Here is a 17,081-nt window from a genome sequence, read left to right as displayed (position 1 = left end):
GATTGCGGACGGTCACAAGGTTCAGGTCATCGATGATCTTTCGACAGGTTCATTGAAGAACCTGCGGTCGGTGATCGAGCACCCGCGATTCACGATGGTCGTCGATACGATGCTCAATCGCGAACGGATGGCGGAGATGATCGATCGCGCCGACTACATTTGCCACCTCGCTGCGGTCGTCGGCACGCGCCGCGTACTGGCAAGCTCGATCGAAACCATACACAACATCGTCAACGGCACCGATCTCGTGCTCGAACTTGCAAGCGCGAAAGGGAAAGTCGTTTATCTCGCTTCCACGTCGGAGGTGTACGGAAAGTCCACCGCCCTTCCCTTCCACGAAGACGGCGACCTCGTGCTCGGCCCGACCACCAAGGGCAGATGGTCGTATGCCTGCAGCAAGGCGATCGATGAACATCTTTGCCTGGCCTACGCGCGCGAGCACAAGCTGTCGGTCGTCATCGGCCGGCATTTCAATACCGTCGGCCCACGGCAATCGGCGCGTTACGGCATGGTGCTGCCGCGCTTTGTCGAACAGGCGCTGGCGGAAGAACCGATCACCGTGTACGGCGATGGCAATCAGCGGCGTTGCTTCTGCTACGTCGGCGATGTGGTCTGGGCGATGAAGCAGCTGATCATGCAGCCGCAGCATTACGGCAAGGTGTTCAACATCGGCGCGTCGGAGGAGATTACGATTTTTGATCTGGCGAGGCTGGTAAAGGAGAAAACGCGCAGCAGTTCGAAGATCGTGTTCATTCCCTACCATCTCGCCTACGACGAGAATTTCGAGGACATGCAGCGGCGCATACCGGACTTGAGGCGCATCGAGGAAGCGACCGGATACAAGCCGCGCGTGGGCATCGAACAGATCATCGACCTCATCATGGAACAGCAGATGGCCAGGACATAATGGCTGCTGCAACCGTCGTGCTGGTGGAAGATACAGGTCTATCCCATCGGAGGGTGTGTTGAACTTTTTTTCAATTCAATTCGGCCTGTTTCTATTCATCTTCCTCGCATGGCTGGGCATGTCCATCTTTGTGCTGACGAGCCGCATGCGGCATGACAGCCGCAGGCGCTGGCTAGGCAAGGTGGTATCGCAACTGCGGGAACTGGATCATTCGCCCGCCGCGCAGCCGCTGTTGCTGACGGCGGATGTCCCGACCACGTCCCGCAATCCTGTCATCACGCAATTGCCAAAGCCGCTGGTCTATCGCACCGCGACCGATGTCGCTCCCTACACGCCGGTCGCCACCGCGTTCGCCGAGCATGCCCTGTCGCACTGGGGATCGGAAAGCCTGGTTGCTGCCGCCTCGCGGGCAGGGCCGGGTGTCGACCGCTGGGAACGCATTTCCGCGCTATGCATACTGACACGGGCGAAAGCCGACCATATTCATGAGCTCCTGTTCGATGCGCTGCAGGACAAGGACCCTGATGTCGTATCGAACGCGATCGTATTTCTCGGTCAATTGCAGGACGAGCGTGCGGCGGAAATCCTGGTCACCGCATTGCGGCTGCAACTCTTCCTGCCATCCTTCATTGCAAGGCAGCTTGAAAAATTCACCATCCCGCTCAACCACCTGCTCGAACCGTTGCTGGAGGTGAACACGACGCAGGCCCGCTATTGGGCGGTGGCCCTGCTCGCCCGTCAGGACAGCGAGGGGAAGGTGCCGCTGTACAAGATCGCGCGGCTGGCCGACGATCCCGATCCCGCGGTGCGCAAGGTGGTGGTGCAAACCCTTGGCTTGCTGGGGGCATCCGAAGAAGCGCTGGTCGTTCTGAAGCTCCTGTATGACGACGTGCCCTTCGTCCGGGTACATGCGGTGAAGGCGCTGGCGCGCTTCCATTGGCCGGACTTCAGGGAATCGATCGCTGCCATGCTGGATGATCCGGAGTGGCGGGTACGCGTGGCCGCCAGGGAGGCACTTGCCGAGATCGACCAGGTGGGCGATACCCGGCACGATGAATCCATGCATGCTCCTGCGCCCCACGAGGCCGCCGACGCCGATTCCACGGAACTGCCTACCCTGCCATTCGCCGATTTCACCAACCTGGGAAGGAAAACACCCGTGCACGCAAGACCGGAGGAAAGACGTTCATGATGACAGTGCCCGCCTGGCTCAATACGGTGGTGGAAGCGATATTCCTGATATCGCTGGCGTATGCCGGACTCGTCGCGGTGGTGATGCTGACGATGCTGGTGCTCGCGCTGATCGAAGGACGTTACCGCAGCCAGCAGCAGCGCTTCGAGGATCACGCCGGCGTCGCCCGCTCCCGCTTCACACCGACGGTGAGCATTCTCGTTGCGGCATTCAATGAAGAAGCCGGCGTGCTGGCGGCGGTGGCCTCGCTGCTGCGCCAGAATTATCCGGAGTTCGAAGTCATTCTTGTCGACGATGGCTCGACCGACAACACTCTCGGCGTACTGCGCCAGCACTATGATCTGGAGCCCTACGACCTTGCCGACCGCCGGCTTCCGCCTCAGTACGACAAGGTCCGGTGCTACACGAGCCGCATCGATCCGCGCCTGCTGGTGGTACACAAGAACAACGGCGGCAAGGCCAGCGCCATCAACTGCGCGCTCGGACTTGCCCGGCACCGCTATGTCTGCTGCGTCGACGGCGACACCGTCTATATGCGCAATGCATTGCTGAAAGCCATGGCGCTGGTGGTCAAGGATCCGGCCACGGTGGTCGGCGTGACCAGCCTGTTCGGCATCAGCCACATTCCGGGCGTCGCCAGCGGCAGCGCGGCGGAAGAAGAACCGGAACACGGGCCGTTCGCGCTCGAGCGCAATCTGCTCGGCAGGCTCCAGCACCTGGACCTGATGCGGTCCTTCATCATTTACCGTCTCGCCTGGAGCAAGCTCGGTTCGATGCTGTGCGTTCCGGGCGCGTTCGCCGTATGGCGCCGGGATGTGGTGATCGAAGCCGGCGGCTTCTCCAGCAATTTCACCTGCGAAGACATCGAGATGACCTTCCGCATCCATGAAAAATTCCTGCGCGAAGGACGGCCCTACCAGATCATGTCGCTGCATGAAATGGTGGCGCAGACGGAAGGCCCGGACAATGCGTCGGCCCTGGTGCGGCAGCGGGCGCGCTGGCAGCGCGTGACCCTGGAGACCGTCTGGCATTACCGTCGCATGTTCCTGAAACCGCGTTACGGCATCGTCGGCATGCTCGGCGTGCCGTACTACATCATCTTCGAGGCGCTCGCGCCGCTGATGCAGACCCTGTCTTTCCTCGCGCTGGCCCTGCTCATCGTCTTCGGTCAGGTCGACTGGCAAATGTACACGTTGTTTCTTGCAACCGTCGTCTTCGCCAATGCCATCCCGACCACCATGGCGATCCTGTTATACGACCAGGCCTACCGGCGCTACAGCGTGCGCGAACTGGCCCGGCTGTTGATCCTGGGGCCGATGGATCTGCTGCTGTACCGGCCCATTCTGGTTTACGCAGGCCTGCGTGGATCCTGGCAATTTCTGCGCGGCGACAAGGGCTGGGACAAATTCGTGCGGAATACGCGATAGCTTTGGAGGATTTTTCGTCGCCAGGCAGTTTCCATGCGCCAAATAATGCCTGCCGACATTTGTTCTAGATCATCCTTTATGGCAATCGCAGCTTTTATACTCACCCTTTCGCGTTGGCGAATGCGCAACGAACCGACATAACTATTTCAACGCCGCAATGTGCGGCATTTCGCAGTCATGCCTGCGGCTACCTGGAGAATAAGATGAACATGATGAAAGTAGCCTTTTTCGTCCTCGCTGCCCATGCCCCGTTCGTCATGGCGCAGCAGGCCACGCCGATACCCGACAGCGTTTCTCCCAGCGGTGCCGGTGGCACCGCCCGTACCGGCGCGCCGACACCGCCGCCCGATACATCGGACCGCCGTACCATGGTCGGCGTCTCCGGCTCGTACGAGAATCTGAGCGGCACGCAGCCGAGCTGGCATGACTACAACTTCAGGCTGAACAAGAATTTCGGCGGCCGCCGCATCTTCGATGGCGCCCTCACCCGCTCCAGCCGGTTCGACCTGGACGACAACCAGATCAGCGGCATGTACTCGACGCCGCTCACAGCCAAACTCAGCGGCAGTGTCCAGGGGAGCTACAGCCCGACGCACCGCGTGCTGGCGAAATATTCGCTGGGCGGCGCATTCCAGTATGAATTCACGCGCGGCTGGCTCGGTCATGGCGGCATCAAGACCACCGAATTCAATGATGTGCGGGTGAACCAGGGATTGCTGATGCTGGAGCATTATTTCTCCAACTTCAGCTGGGCGGTCGCGCTCCGGCCCTCCCGCGCCTTCGGCAGCGGCGCCAACAGCACGGAACTGCGCGGCGGTTACTACTACGGCGACCGGAATTCAGTCAGCATCTCGCTATCGGGCGGTCGCGAAGCCTCCAACGTGGGCACGGGCGTGGTGCTGGCCGATGTGCGCACCATCGCAATCTTCGGGCGGCACTGGCTGAACAACAACTGGTCGGCGAATTACGCGATCGGGCATACCCGCCAGGGTGACTTCTATAACCGGAACGGCATTACCGTCGGGCTGGATTACGCCTTTTGAAGCAGTCTGAGCTTCAGGCCTTGAGGGCGGTTTTCATGGCCTTGAACTCCTTGTAAAACTCCGGATGCTTTGTCTTCGCCAGGATGTAATGGGGATGGTCGATCCATTTGCCACCAAGCCGGAATGCATGGCAGCTTTTGATGACATTGAGCAGGTCGGTCCGCTTCTCCTTGCTTAGTCCCGGCGCCATATCGTTGACGATCCTGATGTAGCGGCGCACTGCCTTCAGATCGTTGTTCCGCAGGGCGCCATGCAGCCATGGCTTACCCGAACTGTCCTTTGTTGCGAGCAGTTCGTAAAGTGACTGCTCCGGCAGCCCGGAGAGCAGCGCTTCATACTCCTTGATCGTGGCATCGACCTCATCCTCATTCGGAATTTTGGAAATCAATAGCGAATGGATCCCGCAAGTCCCTGCGCTACTCTCACTTCTTGCGACGACCGCCTTTGTGCGAGCATGTTCCGGAACCAAATTCGATATTTCTCCAAATGCCTTGACTGCATCGGCATACCCATCCATTAACGCGCATTTCAAAGGGTCCGACAACACATCAACAAGCGCTATTTTTTTAGCCTCAGGCCATCCCTCTATCTCTTTCTTCAATTGCCGCAAATTTCCCGAAAAACCACGAGCCAGCAATATCGAAATAATCGAAGCGCTAGCTTCGCCCTCGTCTATTGCGTTTGTCAGCGTCCTGTTCTCCGGCATTTTGGCAGACAGGAAAGATCCATCGGCATTTCTTGTTGTCACAGGGCGTGCATGCACCAATGAATGGGCATCCCCTTCAGGGTAATAATCTTTCATCGACCTGTAACCATTGATATACATTGCCAGCTTGTGGGTTTCAAACGTTTTCAAGCTGCCAGACGCGCTGCGTACATGCGTTCTCGTAATATTCGGATCATAAAATTTCGCGACATAAATTTTTCTGCCTTCCTTGTACTTGATCCTCAACCCAAAACTCATCACATGATTGTCGGAGCCTACCGTCAAGAGCTTGGCTGTCGGCATGCCAGCTCCGGCGCGGCGTTCCATTTCTTCGAACTGCCGAGCGAGAAACGCGCCGAACTCCGTGTTCTTGATCAGGTAGGTTTCAGATGCTCTCGCCATCAGATGCCTGAATTTTGCTTCGACATCCGGCTTGACCCGCTTTGATATTGTTGCCAGGCCCCTGAAATGCGTATCGTAGTCAAATTTGATTGCCGGACCAGCCGACTGCACATCGTGCTGATGAGTAACCAAGTGCCGGCACACGATCTTTTTCTTCACGCCCTTGAAGGAAGCCAGGCCATTTAACATTTCCAGTGTCTTCCGCTTGGGAGAAAAAGTGGGAAGTTCCTTTATGGCCGCGATGATGCCGGGATCGGCCAACTTGTCTTTCTCCTCCTGCGACAAGCGCAATGTGCGATGGGCGGAGGCGTAGCCCAACATGATGATTGCACGCAGAACATCGGTTCGATTGTCCTTAACCGCAGCCCGCCACGCCAGCATGACGGATGCTTCAACATTGTTGTGGACAGAGCGGCTTTTCAGATGCGCAGTTGTCAGCATGATGCGCGTTCCATCAATGTTGTTGACATTAAGAAGTGTTTTCATAAAGTCGGTTGCGCGATCCCACTCTCCGCCCAACAGGGCACGATCAAGATCGGTCGCGTCCTGCGGCAGTTTCCCTTGCGGATAGAGGTGGTTGCGGATCCTGACGCAGGAGTACGCATGGCGCATTTCGTCACTGCGAAGGATACCTCTGCACTCGTCCGGGTCGGCGCCACGATTCAGAAGGTCGGAGGCCAAGGGGAAGTCATTGTGCTTGATGGCGATATCAAGCGCGGTTTCCTTCCGTGGGCCGAAGACCGCGTAGACTGAAAATGCCTTGTGCTCAAGGATAGTACGCATGACCGCACTAGAGCATTTGTGTTCGCATGCCTGTGCCAGAAGGTCCAGCAGTATGGGAGAAACATCATGGTGCGGCCTGGACAGGAGCCGTCCCAACATGTGCGCATCGTTTGCGCGAATGGCGGATGTGAGCACCTCGCGCTCCGTGGATTGCGTACCAGGCTGCGCTGGCATGCCGGACGGGAAAGCTGGTTTTCCAATGGCTTGATACATTGCAGGAAACTTTCAAAAGTCGCTTCACTGAGGAAACACCGGTTACCGGACCAAAGATGTCGCCCTTTGTCGAGGCTTTCGCGGCAGAACACAAATCATCCATCACCTTTGAAGGCTGTTGCCGCGTACAGGAAACCTTGAGGCCACAGAACCAGCCTGGCTGTGTGAGAAGCAGTGCATCGCCGCTTTCTTCCCGGTAGCCAAAGTCCTTTTGAGGAAACGCGCTCCACTTTCTCACGTCGTTGTATTCATGAGTGACATCCCGATGTGGCGCAGTTCCTTCCAACGCGCGGACAGATTTCCGCCGGTCGTGCGGCCGATGGGTATGCAAGTCTTCGACGGCGGACGGAAACCACGTTCGGTCAAAACATGATCCGATAGTTTTGGTAGCATTCATTGACGGTCTGGCAAGACGGCACTGCCGCCGAAGCGCCCCATCCTTGCAATGGGGACCGGTATTGATCCAGATCCGCAAACTGTTTGCACAGGAGTTGCCTATGAAAGTTCTCGTCATTGGCGCCGCAGGGTTTATCGGCACGCGGCTGCGCGCGTCCCTGCTTGGGCGCGGTGCACTTCGTCAGCAGGGCGGTCCGGCGCGACCCATCACCGAACTGATCCTGGTCGACAGCAAGCCCCTGCCGCCGGCTGCGCAGGGCGGCATTCCCATAAGCATGCTGCAGGGCGACATCTGCGATGCCCGATTCCTGGACCACGTATTCGCCACCGGCGTCGATGTGGTATTTCACCTTGCGGCGACGCTCACGCTTGATGCGGAAATGGATTTTGTGCATGGACTGGAAGTGAATGTTCATGCGCTCATGCGCCTTCTGGAATGCTGCCGTCACTCGGGCAAGGCGCCTGTTTTCGTGTTCGCCAGCTCCATCTCCACCTTTGGCGGACCGCTGCCCGTCACCGTGGACGATCATGTTGCCCAGACACCGCAGACTTCGTATGGCACGCATAAGGCGATTGCCGAACTGCTGATCAATGATTATTCGCGCAGGGGCTTCGTGGATGGCCGCACGCTGCGCCTGCCGATCGTGCTTACGCATCCGGGTCCGCCGACCGCCAGCGTATCGGACCGCATTTCCGCCCTCATCCGCGAACCGCTGAACGGCAGGGACGCGGTATGCCCGCTGGATGCGGGCACCCGGTTTCCCGTGGCCTCGGCGGGAACCGCCGCTGCCGGGCTCATCCGCGCATCGGAGATTCCGTCCTCCGCATTCGGCGCCACCCGCGCGATGAATCTGCCCTCATTGACGGTCACGCCGGCCGACATCGCCGCCGCGGTAGACAAGGCCGGAGCAGGCACGCCGTCCGGCCGCATCATCTGGCAACGCGACGAGGCCATGCAGCGGATCGTGAACGGCTGGCCGCGCGCCTTCACATCGGGAACGGCGCTCCGGCTCGGTATTGCCGGCGACGCATCGATTGCCGCCATCATCAACGACTACAAGGAGACCGCGCTTGGCCGGACCTGAGTCGCTGCCCGTCTGCATCGTCGGCGCCGGCTCCTCCGGCGTGGCGGCCGCCAAGGCCCTCAAGGAAAAGGGTATCGCCTTCGAGTGCTTCGAACTCGGTTCCGACATCGGCGGCATGTGGCGCTACGAAAACGACAACGGCTTGTCGTCCGCCTACCGCAGCCTGCATATCGATACCAGCCGCAACAACCTCGGCTATTCCGACTTCCCCATCGCGGGTCACTATCCCGACTTCCTGTCGCATTACCAGGTGATGGAACACCTGGAAGCCTACGCCGAGCGCTTCGGCGTCCGGCCGCATATCCGCTTCAGGACGCGGGTCGAGGATGTGCGACCGGCCGCGGACGGCGCATGGGATGTGCGTCTGCACGATAGCGAAGTGCGCCGCTACCGCGCCGTGCTGGTGGCCAACGGTCATCTGTGGGACCCGCGCTATCCGGATTTTCCCGGCAGCTTCAGCGGCACGGCGATGCATTCGCATTACTACCGCACCGCCGAGCCGTTCAGGGACAAGAACGTGCTCATCGTCGGCATCGGCAACTCGGCGGTGGATATCGCGGTCGATGTCTGCAAGACGGCAAAAAGCACCACGCTGTCCACGCGGCGCAGCGCCTGGATCATGCCGAAGTACATCATGGGCATTCCCACCGACCGCTGGTCGGCCTTCTTCTCCCGCAAGCTGAAGCTGCCGACACGGGTGACGCGGGCGCTGATCCGCCGGCTGATGTTTCTCGCCGTCGGCGACCAGGCCCGCTACGGCGTACCGCGCCCGACGCATTCAATCTGGCAGGAACATGCGACTCTCAGCCAGGAGTTGCTGCCCTACGTCGGTCACGGGTGGATACGGATCGCGCCGAACGTGAAGGAACTGCGCAGGGACAGCGTTGCGTTCGAGAACGGGCAGATCGCGCCGGTGGATGCGATTATTTACGCCACCGGATACCGGGCCAGCTTTCCCTTCATCGATCCTTCGCTGTTTGAAGTGCGCGACGGCAGCGTGTCCCTGTACCGGCGCATGCTGCCGCCCCACCTGCCGGGACTCTATATGGTCGGACTGGTGCAGCCGATCGGCCCGACGATCCCGCTGGTCGAAATACAGGCGCGCTGGCTGGCATCGGTGCTGGCGGGCGAGACCGCGCTGCCCGGACGGGAGACGATGGAGCGGGAAATCGCCCTGCATGCCCGCCGGATCGCGAAGCGTTATGTCGGCTCGGCTCGCTACACGCTGGAAGTGGATTTCCGGGAGTATGCGGCGGCATTGCGCAAGGATATGCAGCGGCGCATGGCCGGTACATAGGCCCTGGATCAGGCGCTGAGCCGCCGCATGGAATAGGCCAGTTCGGCGTTCTGGATGAATGCCGCCGCCGACGCCGCCGCCAGAATATGTTCCGGGCGTTGCGGCCGTGCGATCGCATAGCCCTGTACATAATCGACGCCGATGTCGGACAGCGTCTGCACGGTGACGTTGTCCTCCGCCCATTCAGCGATGGTTTTCATGCCGAGGCTGAGCGCGAGGCTGACGATCGCCTCGACGATGGCGACGTTCGCCGGATGCGCGACCATGTTGACGATGAAGCTGCCGTCGATCTTTAGCACATCGGCCGGCAGATCCCTAAGATACGAGAATGAGGTATAGCCGGCGCCAAAGTCATCCAGCGCCACCTTGGCGCCGCAGCTGCGCACCCGGTCGATGAAGTCGCGGGTGTTACCGAGGTCGTGCAGCGCGACGCTTTCGGTGATCTCGATGCAGAGGCGGCTGGCGGCGCGCGGCATTCTTTCCAGCATGTCGAATGCATCCCTGACGAAGCGGCCGTCGTTCAATGACGCGCCGTTGAGATTCATGCAGACGAACTGGGTATTGGACAGGCGCGGGAGGTGCGTGTTGATCCACTCCAGCGTCGTCGACATCACCCAGCGGTCGATCACGCCGGTGCGCCCATATCCCTCGGCGGCGGGAATGAGCCGGTCGGCGGAAACGAGAGCGCCGTCCCTGCCGCGCATGCGGACCAGGACTTCGAAGTTGAGCGATGCATGCGGGTCCTTCAGGGACATGATGGGCTGCATATCGAGATACAGGCCATTCGTCGCGAGCTGGCCGGACAGATGCTCGGCCAGCGAGAATTCGGCCTCGCGCTGGCGGAAGATATTCGCATCCTTCTCATACACCACCAGCTGCGCACCCTTTTTCGCTTCGCGGCAGGCACGGTCCGCCAGCGCCAGCGCATCCTTGATATGCGTGGGCTCGCTGATCTCGATCAGGCCGATGGAACAATGCACCTGCAACGCCTTGTCCGCAATGCCGTAGGTCTGGTCCCCGACGGCGGCGATGATGCCGCGGCAGGTCCAGGCGGCAAGCTGGATCGACGTGTCCGGCATGACGATAACGAATTCGTCGCCGCCGACACGGCCCATCTGTTGCCCTGTCGCCAGCATGCCTTTGACCCGTTCGCACACCATGCGCAATATCGCATCCCCGACGGCATGGCCGTACAGGTTGTTGATGATCGCGAAGCGGTTGATGTTGAGGTATGCCAGGGAGAGCGGCCTGCCCTCCGCCAGTTGCTGCATGGCGCGGGCGAGCGTGTCTTCGATGCCGCGCCGGTTGAATACTTTCGTCAGCGGATCATTCTCCGCGAGATACATCAATTCCCGTATCGCAGCGGATTTTTCGGTGACATCCTGCAGCGAACCTTCGATCTTGCCGCGTGCCAGGGTAGCCTTGACGAGAAACCGCTTCCGCGCTCCGGTGCCGTCCTGCCCGGCGTCGTCGATCTCCAGTTCGCCGTCGGGCTGCATATGCACCATGGTCAGCAACTCGCTCCAGGAACCCGGCTGAAAATAACGTTCCCACTCCGCACCACCGCCTTTCATCACCTCATCGCCGAGCATGTTGCACAATGCCGGATTGGCGCTCTTGAAGCGCCCCTCCAGGTCGAGGGTGAACAAGCCGATCGGCATGGCTTCATAGGTATGCTCGAGTTCCTCCTGCGCATTGATCCGCTCCCTGTGCTCCATGCGTATATGCTCGGCCACGGCGAGTGCCGCGAGCAGGCTGGATGACAGCGCGGCGGTGACGCTGTTGATCGTACCTATCGTCCCCCGGAAGCCGAAGGCAGCCGAGATCACTTCGGAAATGCCGGCCACCATGGTGATGGCGAACGAGGCGGCATACCAGACCGCGACCGGCGTACGCCGGGCCAGCAGGATGCGGACGAGCAGAAAGCCGACCACCAGTACCGTGACGACCGATGCCACCCACAGCACCGGCAGGAAAGCCTGATATGACAAAGAGACCGAAAGCAGCAGCAGTGCCACGCACATCCACTGCACCATACGCATGGGAACCGGCGAGCCGAGACGCGCCAGATCGTCGCGGAACAGGGTCCTGAACATGGTGACGGTCAGTACGTAATAAATGGCCGTGGTCACCAGGCGCATCTGGAAAACCAGGTTGTGCGGCACGGTCTGCCCCAGCCATTGGACATCCCATCCGGCCGACAGCGCAGCCAGCCGGAGATTGACGATCAGCCAGGCGGAGAACAGGACATAGATCGTTTGACGGATGATCAGCGCGGTAATGAGCATGAACAGCGCAAGCACGATCAGCCCGCCGTCCAGCAATCCCGATTCGCGGTGAAACTTCTGCGCGGACACCGCAAGATCTTCGGCTCGCCATTGCAACAACGTCAGGCTGGCCGGGCCCACAAAGCGCGCCCGGCACAGGAAGGCAGTTTCGGTCAGTGCATAAGGACCGAGCGCAAACCCCGCTTTCATCCTGCTGATGTTTCCGCTCGCCTGCGCACGCGTGGCTGCACCGACGACGCTGAAAGCGTCCTCTTCCCAGCAAGTGATTTCGGTCATATGACGCGACGGGAATTCCACCGTCACGCCCTGGTCGGCGGGCATGTCGGAGAATGAGAACCGGAACCAGAACGGCGCCTCCGAGCGACCGCTGTCGAAGCGCTGGACGCCTGGCTGCCCAAGCAAACCGGATCTGGCCTGCTCGGGAGAGAGCGGCTTTCCCGTCTCCTCAAGATACTGAAACTGCAACTGCTGCGCGTCTTCGACCTGGAAATACGATTGCCAGCCGGTGATGGCCACAAGGGACATCACCATGATTGCCGCCGGCAGCGCGTACGTCCCCAGCCACGACAGGAACCTGTCCAGCGCATCGTGGATGGGTGAAGCCGTAGTTTTCCGCTGTACCAACTGTTGAGGCATAAGTTCGCAAGCGATGGCCGGAGATGTGACTGCCGTTAGAATGACGCGGCGAGGCAAATGCTTCCGCTTTCGCAGATGATGTACAAAGTACGACCAGACGCTATTACTCTTCGTTCCAGAATAGGAAAGAATTGCGGAACGTTCTACGGGAAATAGATATGCCGACGGACAAGTCGGCTTTGCTTGATGCAGGTCAATCGACCTGGGGTGGGATGTGGCGAATAAGACATGCAGCGTCGCTTGTCCATGTCTGCGCCGAGGGCATCGGCGAGGGAGGAAAGCAGTTTGGTGCTGCAGTCATCACGCTCGCCGAACAGTGCAAGATTATCGCAGCCTGAGCGTCTTCAGGGGTGCGAACGGCAACACATTATTCTTCGTTGCGCCTACATGAATGTCGGGATGCGATGTACGGATGAAAAAGTCATACAGGGGATGCATAGCGTCCTGCCACTTTGCCTTCGCATCGGCGACCTTGAGACGCATGATGCGATGCGGCATATCGCCGGCATGGCGCAGCGGAATGAACCCCTTCTCGGGATAGACATCCTCGAACATCAATCGCGCATACTGCCGATCGATCGGCGCCCTGCCGGCAACCACCATCGAATGGACGCCGCTGTCCCGGCAATACAGATAAAACGCCTTGAAGAGCACATTCTTCACCACGCGGCCGATCCGCTGCTCCGTCACGCCGAGGCGCGTGGCTTCGGCCAGCGTACGCCCTGCCAGCGAATCAGGCAAGGCAACCGATTGCTCGAGACAGAGCGGCTTGAAACGGTTGGTCTGGATACGCATCGTGCCCAATGCGGTGCCGTCGAGTTTGGACTCCGCAAGCAGTACCACCACGCCGTCTTCAGCGTCGGTTGCCTCCGGCTCCTTCAAGGATTCGGCAAACAGCGGCACATGCCGCTTGTAGGCGGCGTGACGTATTTCCACCGCTTTCGAAAGCGCTTGCGCATCGCTCGCCATGCGCACCGTAAAGGGCAACGTCTCCTCGATAGTTTCGGTCCGAGGAAACGAGGGCATCAGGAGAGGCCTGACGTTCGACGATGCGGCATGAAAGTTTGCTGGCGATAATTGCATGGTCATACGTCTCTCCTGACAACGGTGAAATCGGACAAGCAATGCAAGCGATTCCATGACTGCGAATCCATGCATGCTTGGCAAATCGGTTGCTTGTAGGAATCAACCGTGCCTGCGTCAGAGATTTCCTGCAGGAAAATAGTTCCGTAAGGAAGCAAATTCCGGCAGTGAAATTGAGGAAGAGTTTATGAGCAGCGGGGCCGCCCGCTGTGTGAGGTAGTTAGTAGCTTGGCTTATCTAAATAAAATCTTGGCCTTTTGTTCATGGTGCACTTCACATCGCTTCGTTAGTTCCTGCCAATATGACCCACCCTTTCTGACCGGGCGATCAACCTTAAGAGGCCGGCCCAGAATAGAGCGCTTGCGAAGCCGGGCAACATTGATGATCGAAAACTAACGTTGAGAATGGCCTGTGTTGCGCGCTGCACCCGGCAGCAGATTGGATTTGTCATCCATGCGCAGAGCGTGGGCGTGCACCCTGCGATACCGCCACATACCGAGCAGCAAAAGTATGGGCGATGCCAGCCAAAGCAAGAAAGTTATCTGAAGCCCCATGGCATCCTTCGATAACGGAAACACAAAAGGTGCCCCCAGCATCAGGAACAATGCACAGCCCGGCAGCCAGCACCATGGCCGGGGATCCCGTCCCTTTGCCGCAAGTAGAAAGGCAAAAATCATGAAAACGTTCGCAAACCATCCCGGAGAGATACCTGCGCCGGCGTCAATCCATCCAAACATCAACATGTAGAGCCCGGCACCACTTGGCAGTAACATCGACGCAACATACAAGCAAAGGCTTGCGATATAAAAGCGCCTATATTTACTCGTCACTAAAGATCGCCCGATTCGCTGCCTATCTTCGTCAAGCAACTTAGTTTCCCTATCATGCTCAAGCAGGGAGGGCTTGGGCTTGCATGCCTCAATATCCGTGCAGGTAGGGCTGCTCGGACACGCGCAGGCAACGCACCGGGACTCGTCCGGCATGTTGCTTGCCCCACAGGCCAAGCACCTCCATGCATAGGTCTTGTTCATTTCGCGATCCAATGTACTGGATATCCAGCGGCGAAGCCGGGTGTCTTCATTTGCATGTCAGTCAGCGTCTGCATTTCGCATGACTGACCACCGGCCTTCTTCACGTCGCTTCATCGCCTTACGTATGGCCTCGGTGGACACCAGCTTCAGGTTTGCTCGACTGCGCGCGCAAACACTTTCCTATGCGGCCACTCGACAAGCACTTCTACCACGCCGCCCTGCTTGCGATAAAACATTCAATAGGTTTCAACCTGATTGGCCAACGGTTCGAAGTACCGGCAGTAGAAAGCGTCTGTTATCTCCGACCACTTCAGCGCCGGGGCCGAACCCGTGCGAGGCCGAAAGACAAAACCTTCAGCGTCAAATGCCAAGGATTCATAATTCACTGGCCTCCGCAATTGATGCCACAAAACAGGAAGCAACAGCGCTACGCCTGCCATCCAGACGGTCGTTGCGTGAGTGGGAAACATGAGCGAACTTGTCAGGCAAGCTCCCGAAACACCCCACGAAATATAGTCGACTTTATCCATTCCGAACGTTTGAGGATTTCACCGATGAGCTTCGTGCGTATCGTCCTGTTGAGTGGGATCGCGAAAGCCTACCTCCTGCCACATCTCCATGCACGGCAATAGGAATAAAAGTATCGTCAGCACTACAGCGTTCGCAAACACTTTCATCGTGATACTGGCCGAACGGTAATGGCGCGAGACCGTAGCTCCCCGGCTGAATATTGGGTCCGCAACGGCTTCAGATTGCCTCGCCAGGGCGGCCCTGATGGAATACGGCTTCAATGTTATAGCCATCTGGATCGAGGATGTACGCGGCATAGTAGCGCTTGTGGTAGTGGGGACGCAAACCCGGCTGCCCGTTGTCTTTGCCTCCCGCAGAGATCGCCTGTCGAAAGAAGCAGTCAACCTGTTCTTCGCTCATCGCCCGAAAAGCGATATGAGTGCGCGGAGCATATGGCTCACCCTGAAACAACCAGAAATCGCCACCCGGATCGTCATGACTGCTTTGCTGCGCGCCAAAACTGACCGCACCGCTTACTTCAAGACAGACCTTATAACCCAGCGCGCCAAGTGTCTTGCAATAGAACGCCTTGCTTAGCGATAGATCCGATACCCTGATTCCTGTGTGGTCGATCATGCGTCCAAGGTGTCTTTCGACCGCCTTCTTATTGCCTTCAGATTTGCAATCTCCGCTAAAACGGCGGCAAGCACGCGGTCGTAAAGAAGCGGAGTGCGCAGGAATACACTATTGTTGTTGTCGGAGGAAATACATAGTTGAATCGATGTGGGCGTCGACGAACCATCCCAGAGGACACGACAGACCCTTGTGGAGTCGGACGGCATCCATGAGACTTTCTTGAAAAAGTAGGTTCTCCCATTACCTCGCTCGCGAGAATCTACGAGGAGGCCGATATCTTTGGTAAGTAGCTCGTGAATCTCATCTAAATTCATGGAGGCTATCCTGCCCTTCTGAGGCAATTGCTGGTGCCATTTAAAACTGACTTGACCGGCGCAAGGCGGCCGAGTCGAGTGATGTGTTAGCGGTGCAAGAGTGCTTCGGCGATTTCCTGCGCTCTTTCAACGCTAATCCCTTCATAAAAATCAATCGATAACGGATGCCTGGTTTTTTCCAACTCCAGGAACGGTCTAATCCCATCTGCCCTTGGCCTAACCTGTGTTTTCAACGCATATGTATTTTCATAGTACGGTAGATAGTTGGAGAGCCAACCAAAATATGAAGCGCTCGGGTCTGGTGAATCATATGTTTCACGATAGGGATTGAAACTGACCTCACTCAACGATGCCCATACGCCCCAAGTGAATGGTTCAGATACTCCGATGATCGGCACCTCTAGACACACTCTTACAAAAAAGTTATGTCCATCTTCGTCTTCGTACCAGCACAAGTCTGATCCAATCATTCCCGCTTCCTGCACTTCTTTCGCTTGCTCGAGAAATGGTGCAGGGGCGCGAAAAGCGAAGCTTGGTGCTCCTTCATGGATTTCGGCACAGCTTAGGCATTTAAACGCGAAAATTGCTGCCATGATTGGTCCTGCCAATTCCTAGTTATAGGACAGTTATGCCCGGCATGCATGCGACTTAGCCGGTAAGCACTGTGACTGCATTTGGCTAAATCTCCATCAATCCAAAATTTGGCACGAATCTGCATATGCGCATAGCGATAAATGACCGCGAAACAGGCATTGCCTACACTGCATCATTTGTTCTCGTAAGTTGCGGCAAAACCTGTCCCGCTGTATTCGTCAAATGCATTACGATTCACAGATGGAACGTGTCCATGACTATTGTGCAAGATGTTACACCTGTGTCAATTGTTTCCGCCATCGAAAACGCGTGTAAGTTATGGCTTAGTAACCGATATGTATTGAGGAACGTGTTAGGAAACCGGCCATAAAGCAGTAACAAAACAAAAGCCTCTGCCGCCAACCCGGCGGACAGAGGCGTCAAGAGGTCTAACCTACCTTCTCGTGAAATTGGTCAGCCAATTCAGGTTCGGTTCGAGATGCCAGGGTTCGTTGCCGCTCTGCCAGGCAGGCTGAAGAACATCTTCACTGCTGCCGCA

13 protein-coding genes are annotated in these 17,081 nt (G+C 58.1%); 7 read left to right on the top strand and 6 right to left on the bottom strand.

Annotation, left to right across the window (positions count from 1 at the left end):
- The 4 genes from VGU61_RS17115 to VGU61_RS17100 all read left to right on the top strand — a co-directional run.
- Positions 1 to 907, top strand: a 907-nt coding sequence (locus VGU61_RS17115; protein WP_326860417.1) for a GDP-mannose 4,6-dehydratase, incomplete at its 5' end; no start/stop codon positions are given.
- A 58-nt stretch (positions 908 to 965) separates the two neighbouring features.
- Positions 966 to 2,099 (top strand): HEAT repeat domain-containing protein, encoded by a 1,134-nt coding sequence (locus VGU61_RS17110; RefSeq protein ID WP_326860416.1) that lies wholly within the window; start codon positions 966 to 968, stop codon positions 2,097 to 2,099.
- Positions 2,096 to 3,526 (top strand): glycosyltransferase, encoded by a 1,431-nt coding sequence (locus VGU61_RS17105; protein WP_326860415.1) that lies wholly within the window; start codon positions 2,096 to 2,098, stop codon positions 3,524 to 3,526. Before VGU61_RS17110 ends, VGU61_RS17105 begins: the two co-directional genes overlap by 4 nt.
- Before the next feature lie 203 nt (positions 3,527 to 3,729).
- Positions 3,730 to 4,569 carry a YaiO family outer membrane beta-barrel protein gene (locus tag VGU61_RS17100; RefSeq protein WP_326860414.1) on the top strand — a complete coding sequence of 280 codons (840 nt, stop codon included), beginning with the start codon at positions 3,730 to 3,732 and terminating at the stop codon, positions 4,567 to 4,569.
- A 13-nt stretch (positions 4,570 to 4,582) separates the two neighbouring features.
- Here the strand turns inward: VGU61_RS17100 and VGU61_RS17095 are convergent, their stop codons facing one another.
- Positions 4,583 to 6,673, bottom strand: coding sequence for a ShET2/EspL2 family type III secretion system effector toxin (locus VGU61_RS17095; RefSeq protein WP_326860413.1), 2,091 nt, complete (start codon positions 6,671 to 6,673; stop codon positions 4,583 to 4,585).
- A gap of 497 nt (positions 6,674 to 7,170) precedes the next feature.
- On the opposite strand from VGU61_RS17095, the gene VGU61_RS17090 reads away from it, so the two are divergent.
- Both VGU61_RS17090 and VGU61_RS17085 read left to right on the top strand, forming a co-directional pair.
- Positions 7,171 to 8,154 carry an NAD-dependent epimerase/dehydratase family protein gene (locus VGU61_RS17090; RefSeq protein WP_326860412.1) on the top strand — a complete coding sequence of 328 codons (984 nt, stop codon included), beginning with the start codon at positions 7,171 to 7,173 and terminating at the stop codon, positions 8,152 to 8,154.
- Positions 8,141 to 9,451, top strand: coding sequence for a flavin-containing monooxygenase (locus tag VGU61_RS17085; RefSeq protein ID WP_326860411.1), 1,311 nt, complete (start codon positions 8,141 to 8,143; stop codon positions 9,449 to 9,451). The genes VGU61_RS17090 and VGU61_RS17085 overlap by 14 nt, the downstream gene beginning before the upstream one ends.
- Before the next feature lie 8 nt (positions 9,452 to 9,459).
- On the opposite strand, the gene VGU61_RS17080 is transcribed toward VGU61_RS17085, so the two are convergent.
- Positions 9,460 to 12,375 carry a putative bifunctional diguanylate cyclase/phosphodiesterase gene (locus tag VGU61_RS17080; protein ID WP_326860410.1) on the bottom strand — a complete coding sequence of 972 codons (2,916 nt, stop codon included), beginning with the start codon at positions 12,373 to 12,375 and terminating at the stop codon, positions 9,460 to 9,462.
- A gap of 158 nt (positions 12,376 to 12,533) precedes the next feature.
- Between VGU61_RS17080 and VGU61_RS17075 the strand changes: the two genes are divergently transcribed.
- Complete coding sequence (locus tag VGU61_RS17075; protein WP_326860409.1) at positions 12,534 to 12,713, top strand: hypothetical protein; 180 nt, start codon at positions 12,534 to 12,536, stop codon at positions 12,711 to 12,713.
- Here VGU61_RS17075 and VGU61_RS17070 read toward each other — a convergent pair.
- From VGU61_RS17070 to VGU61_RS17055, 4 genes are all read right to left on the bottom strand, one after another.
- Entirely contained in the window at positions 12,700 to 13,464 is a 765-nt protein-coding gene (locus VGU61_RS17070) for a hypothetical protein (protein ID WP_326860408.1), read from the bottom strand. The genes VGU61_RS17075 and VGU61_RS17070 overlap by 14 nt on opposite strands.
- 386 nt (positions 13,465 to 13,850) lie before the next feature.
- The gene (locus tag VGU61_RS17065; protein ID WP_326860407.1) at positions 13,851 to 14,327 is read right to left on the bottom strand and encodes a hypothetical protein; all 477 of its coding nucleotides are present in this window, start codon (positions 14,325 to 14,327) and stop codon (positions 13,851 to 13,853) included.
- A gap of 909 nt (positions 14,328 to 15,236) precedes the next feature.
- Positions 15,237 to 15,635, bottom strand: coding sequence for a VOC family protein (locus tag VGU61_RS17060; protein WP_326860406.1), 399 nt, complete (start codon positions 15,633 to 15,635; stop codon positions 15,237 to 15,239).
- Positions 15,636 to 16,035: 400 nt separating this feature from the next.
- Positions 16,036 to 16,542, bottom strand: coding sequence for a DUF2199 domain-containing protein (locus VGU61_RS17055; protein WP_326860405.1), 507 nt, complete (start codon positions 16,540 to 16,542; stop codon positions 16,036 to 16,038).
- Positions 16,543 to 17,081 lie beyond the last annotated feature (539 nt).

This window comes from Noviherbaspirillum sp., assembly GCF_035944575.1.
Classification (GTDB): Bacteria; Pseudomonadota; Gammaproteobacteria; order Burkholderiales; family Burkholderiaceae_D; genus Noviherbaspirillum.
Note: the sequence above shows the minus strand (reverse complement) of the source record. Positions and strands in the feature narration are given on the sequence as shown.

Bases quoted from the DNA above. Each gene is read 5' to 3' on its own strand.
- VGU61_RS17105 (WP_326860415.1), top strand. From the start codon at position 2,096: ATGATGACAGTGCCCGCCTGGCTCAATACGGTGGTGGAAGCGATATTC.
- VGU61_RS17100 (WP_326860414.1), top strand. From the start codon at position 3,730: ATGAACATGATGAAAGTAGCCTTTTTCGTCCTCGCTGCCCATGCCCCG.
- VGU61_RS17095 (WP_326860413.1), bottom strand. From the start codon at position 6,673: ATGTATCAAGCCATTGGAAAACCAGCTTTCCCGTCCGGCATGCCAGCG.
- VGU61_RS17090 (WP_326860412.1), top strand. From the start codon at position 7,171: ATGAAAGTTCTCGTCATTGGCGCCGCAGGGTTTATCGGCACGCGGCTG.
- VGU61_RS17080 (WP_326860410.1), bottom strand. From the start codon at position 12,375: ATGCCTCAACAGTTGGTACAGCGGAAAACTACGGCTTCACCCATCCAC.
- VGU61_RS17075 (WP_326860409.1), top strand. From the start codon at position 12,534: ATGCCGACGGACAAGTCGGCTTTGCTTGATGCAGGTCAATCGACCTGG.
- VGU61_RS17070 (WP_326860408.1), bottom strand. From the start codon at position 13,464: ATGACCATGCAATTATCGCCAGCAAACTTTCATGCCGCATCGTCGAAC.
- VGU61_RS17060 (WP_326860406.1), bottom strand. From the start codon at position 15,635: ATGATCGACCACACAGGAATCAGGGTATCGGATCTATCGCTAAGCAAG.
- VGU61_RS17055 (WP_326860405.1), bottom strand. From the start codon at position 16,542: ATGGCAGCAATTTTCGCGTTTAAATGCCTAAGCTGTGCCGAAATCCAT.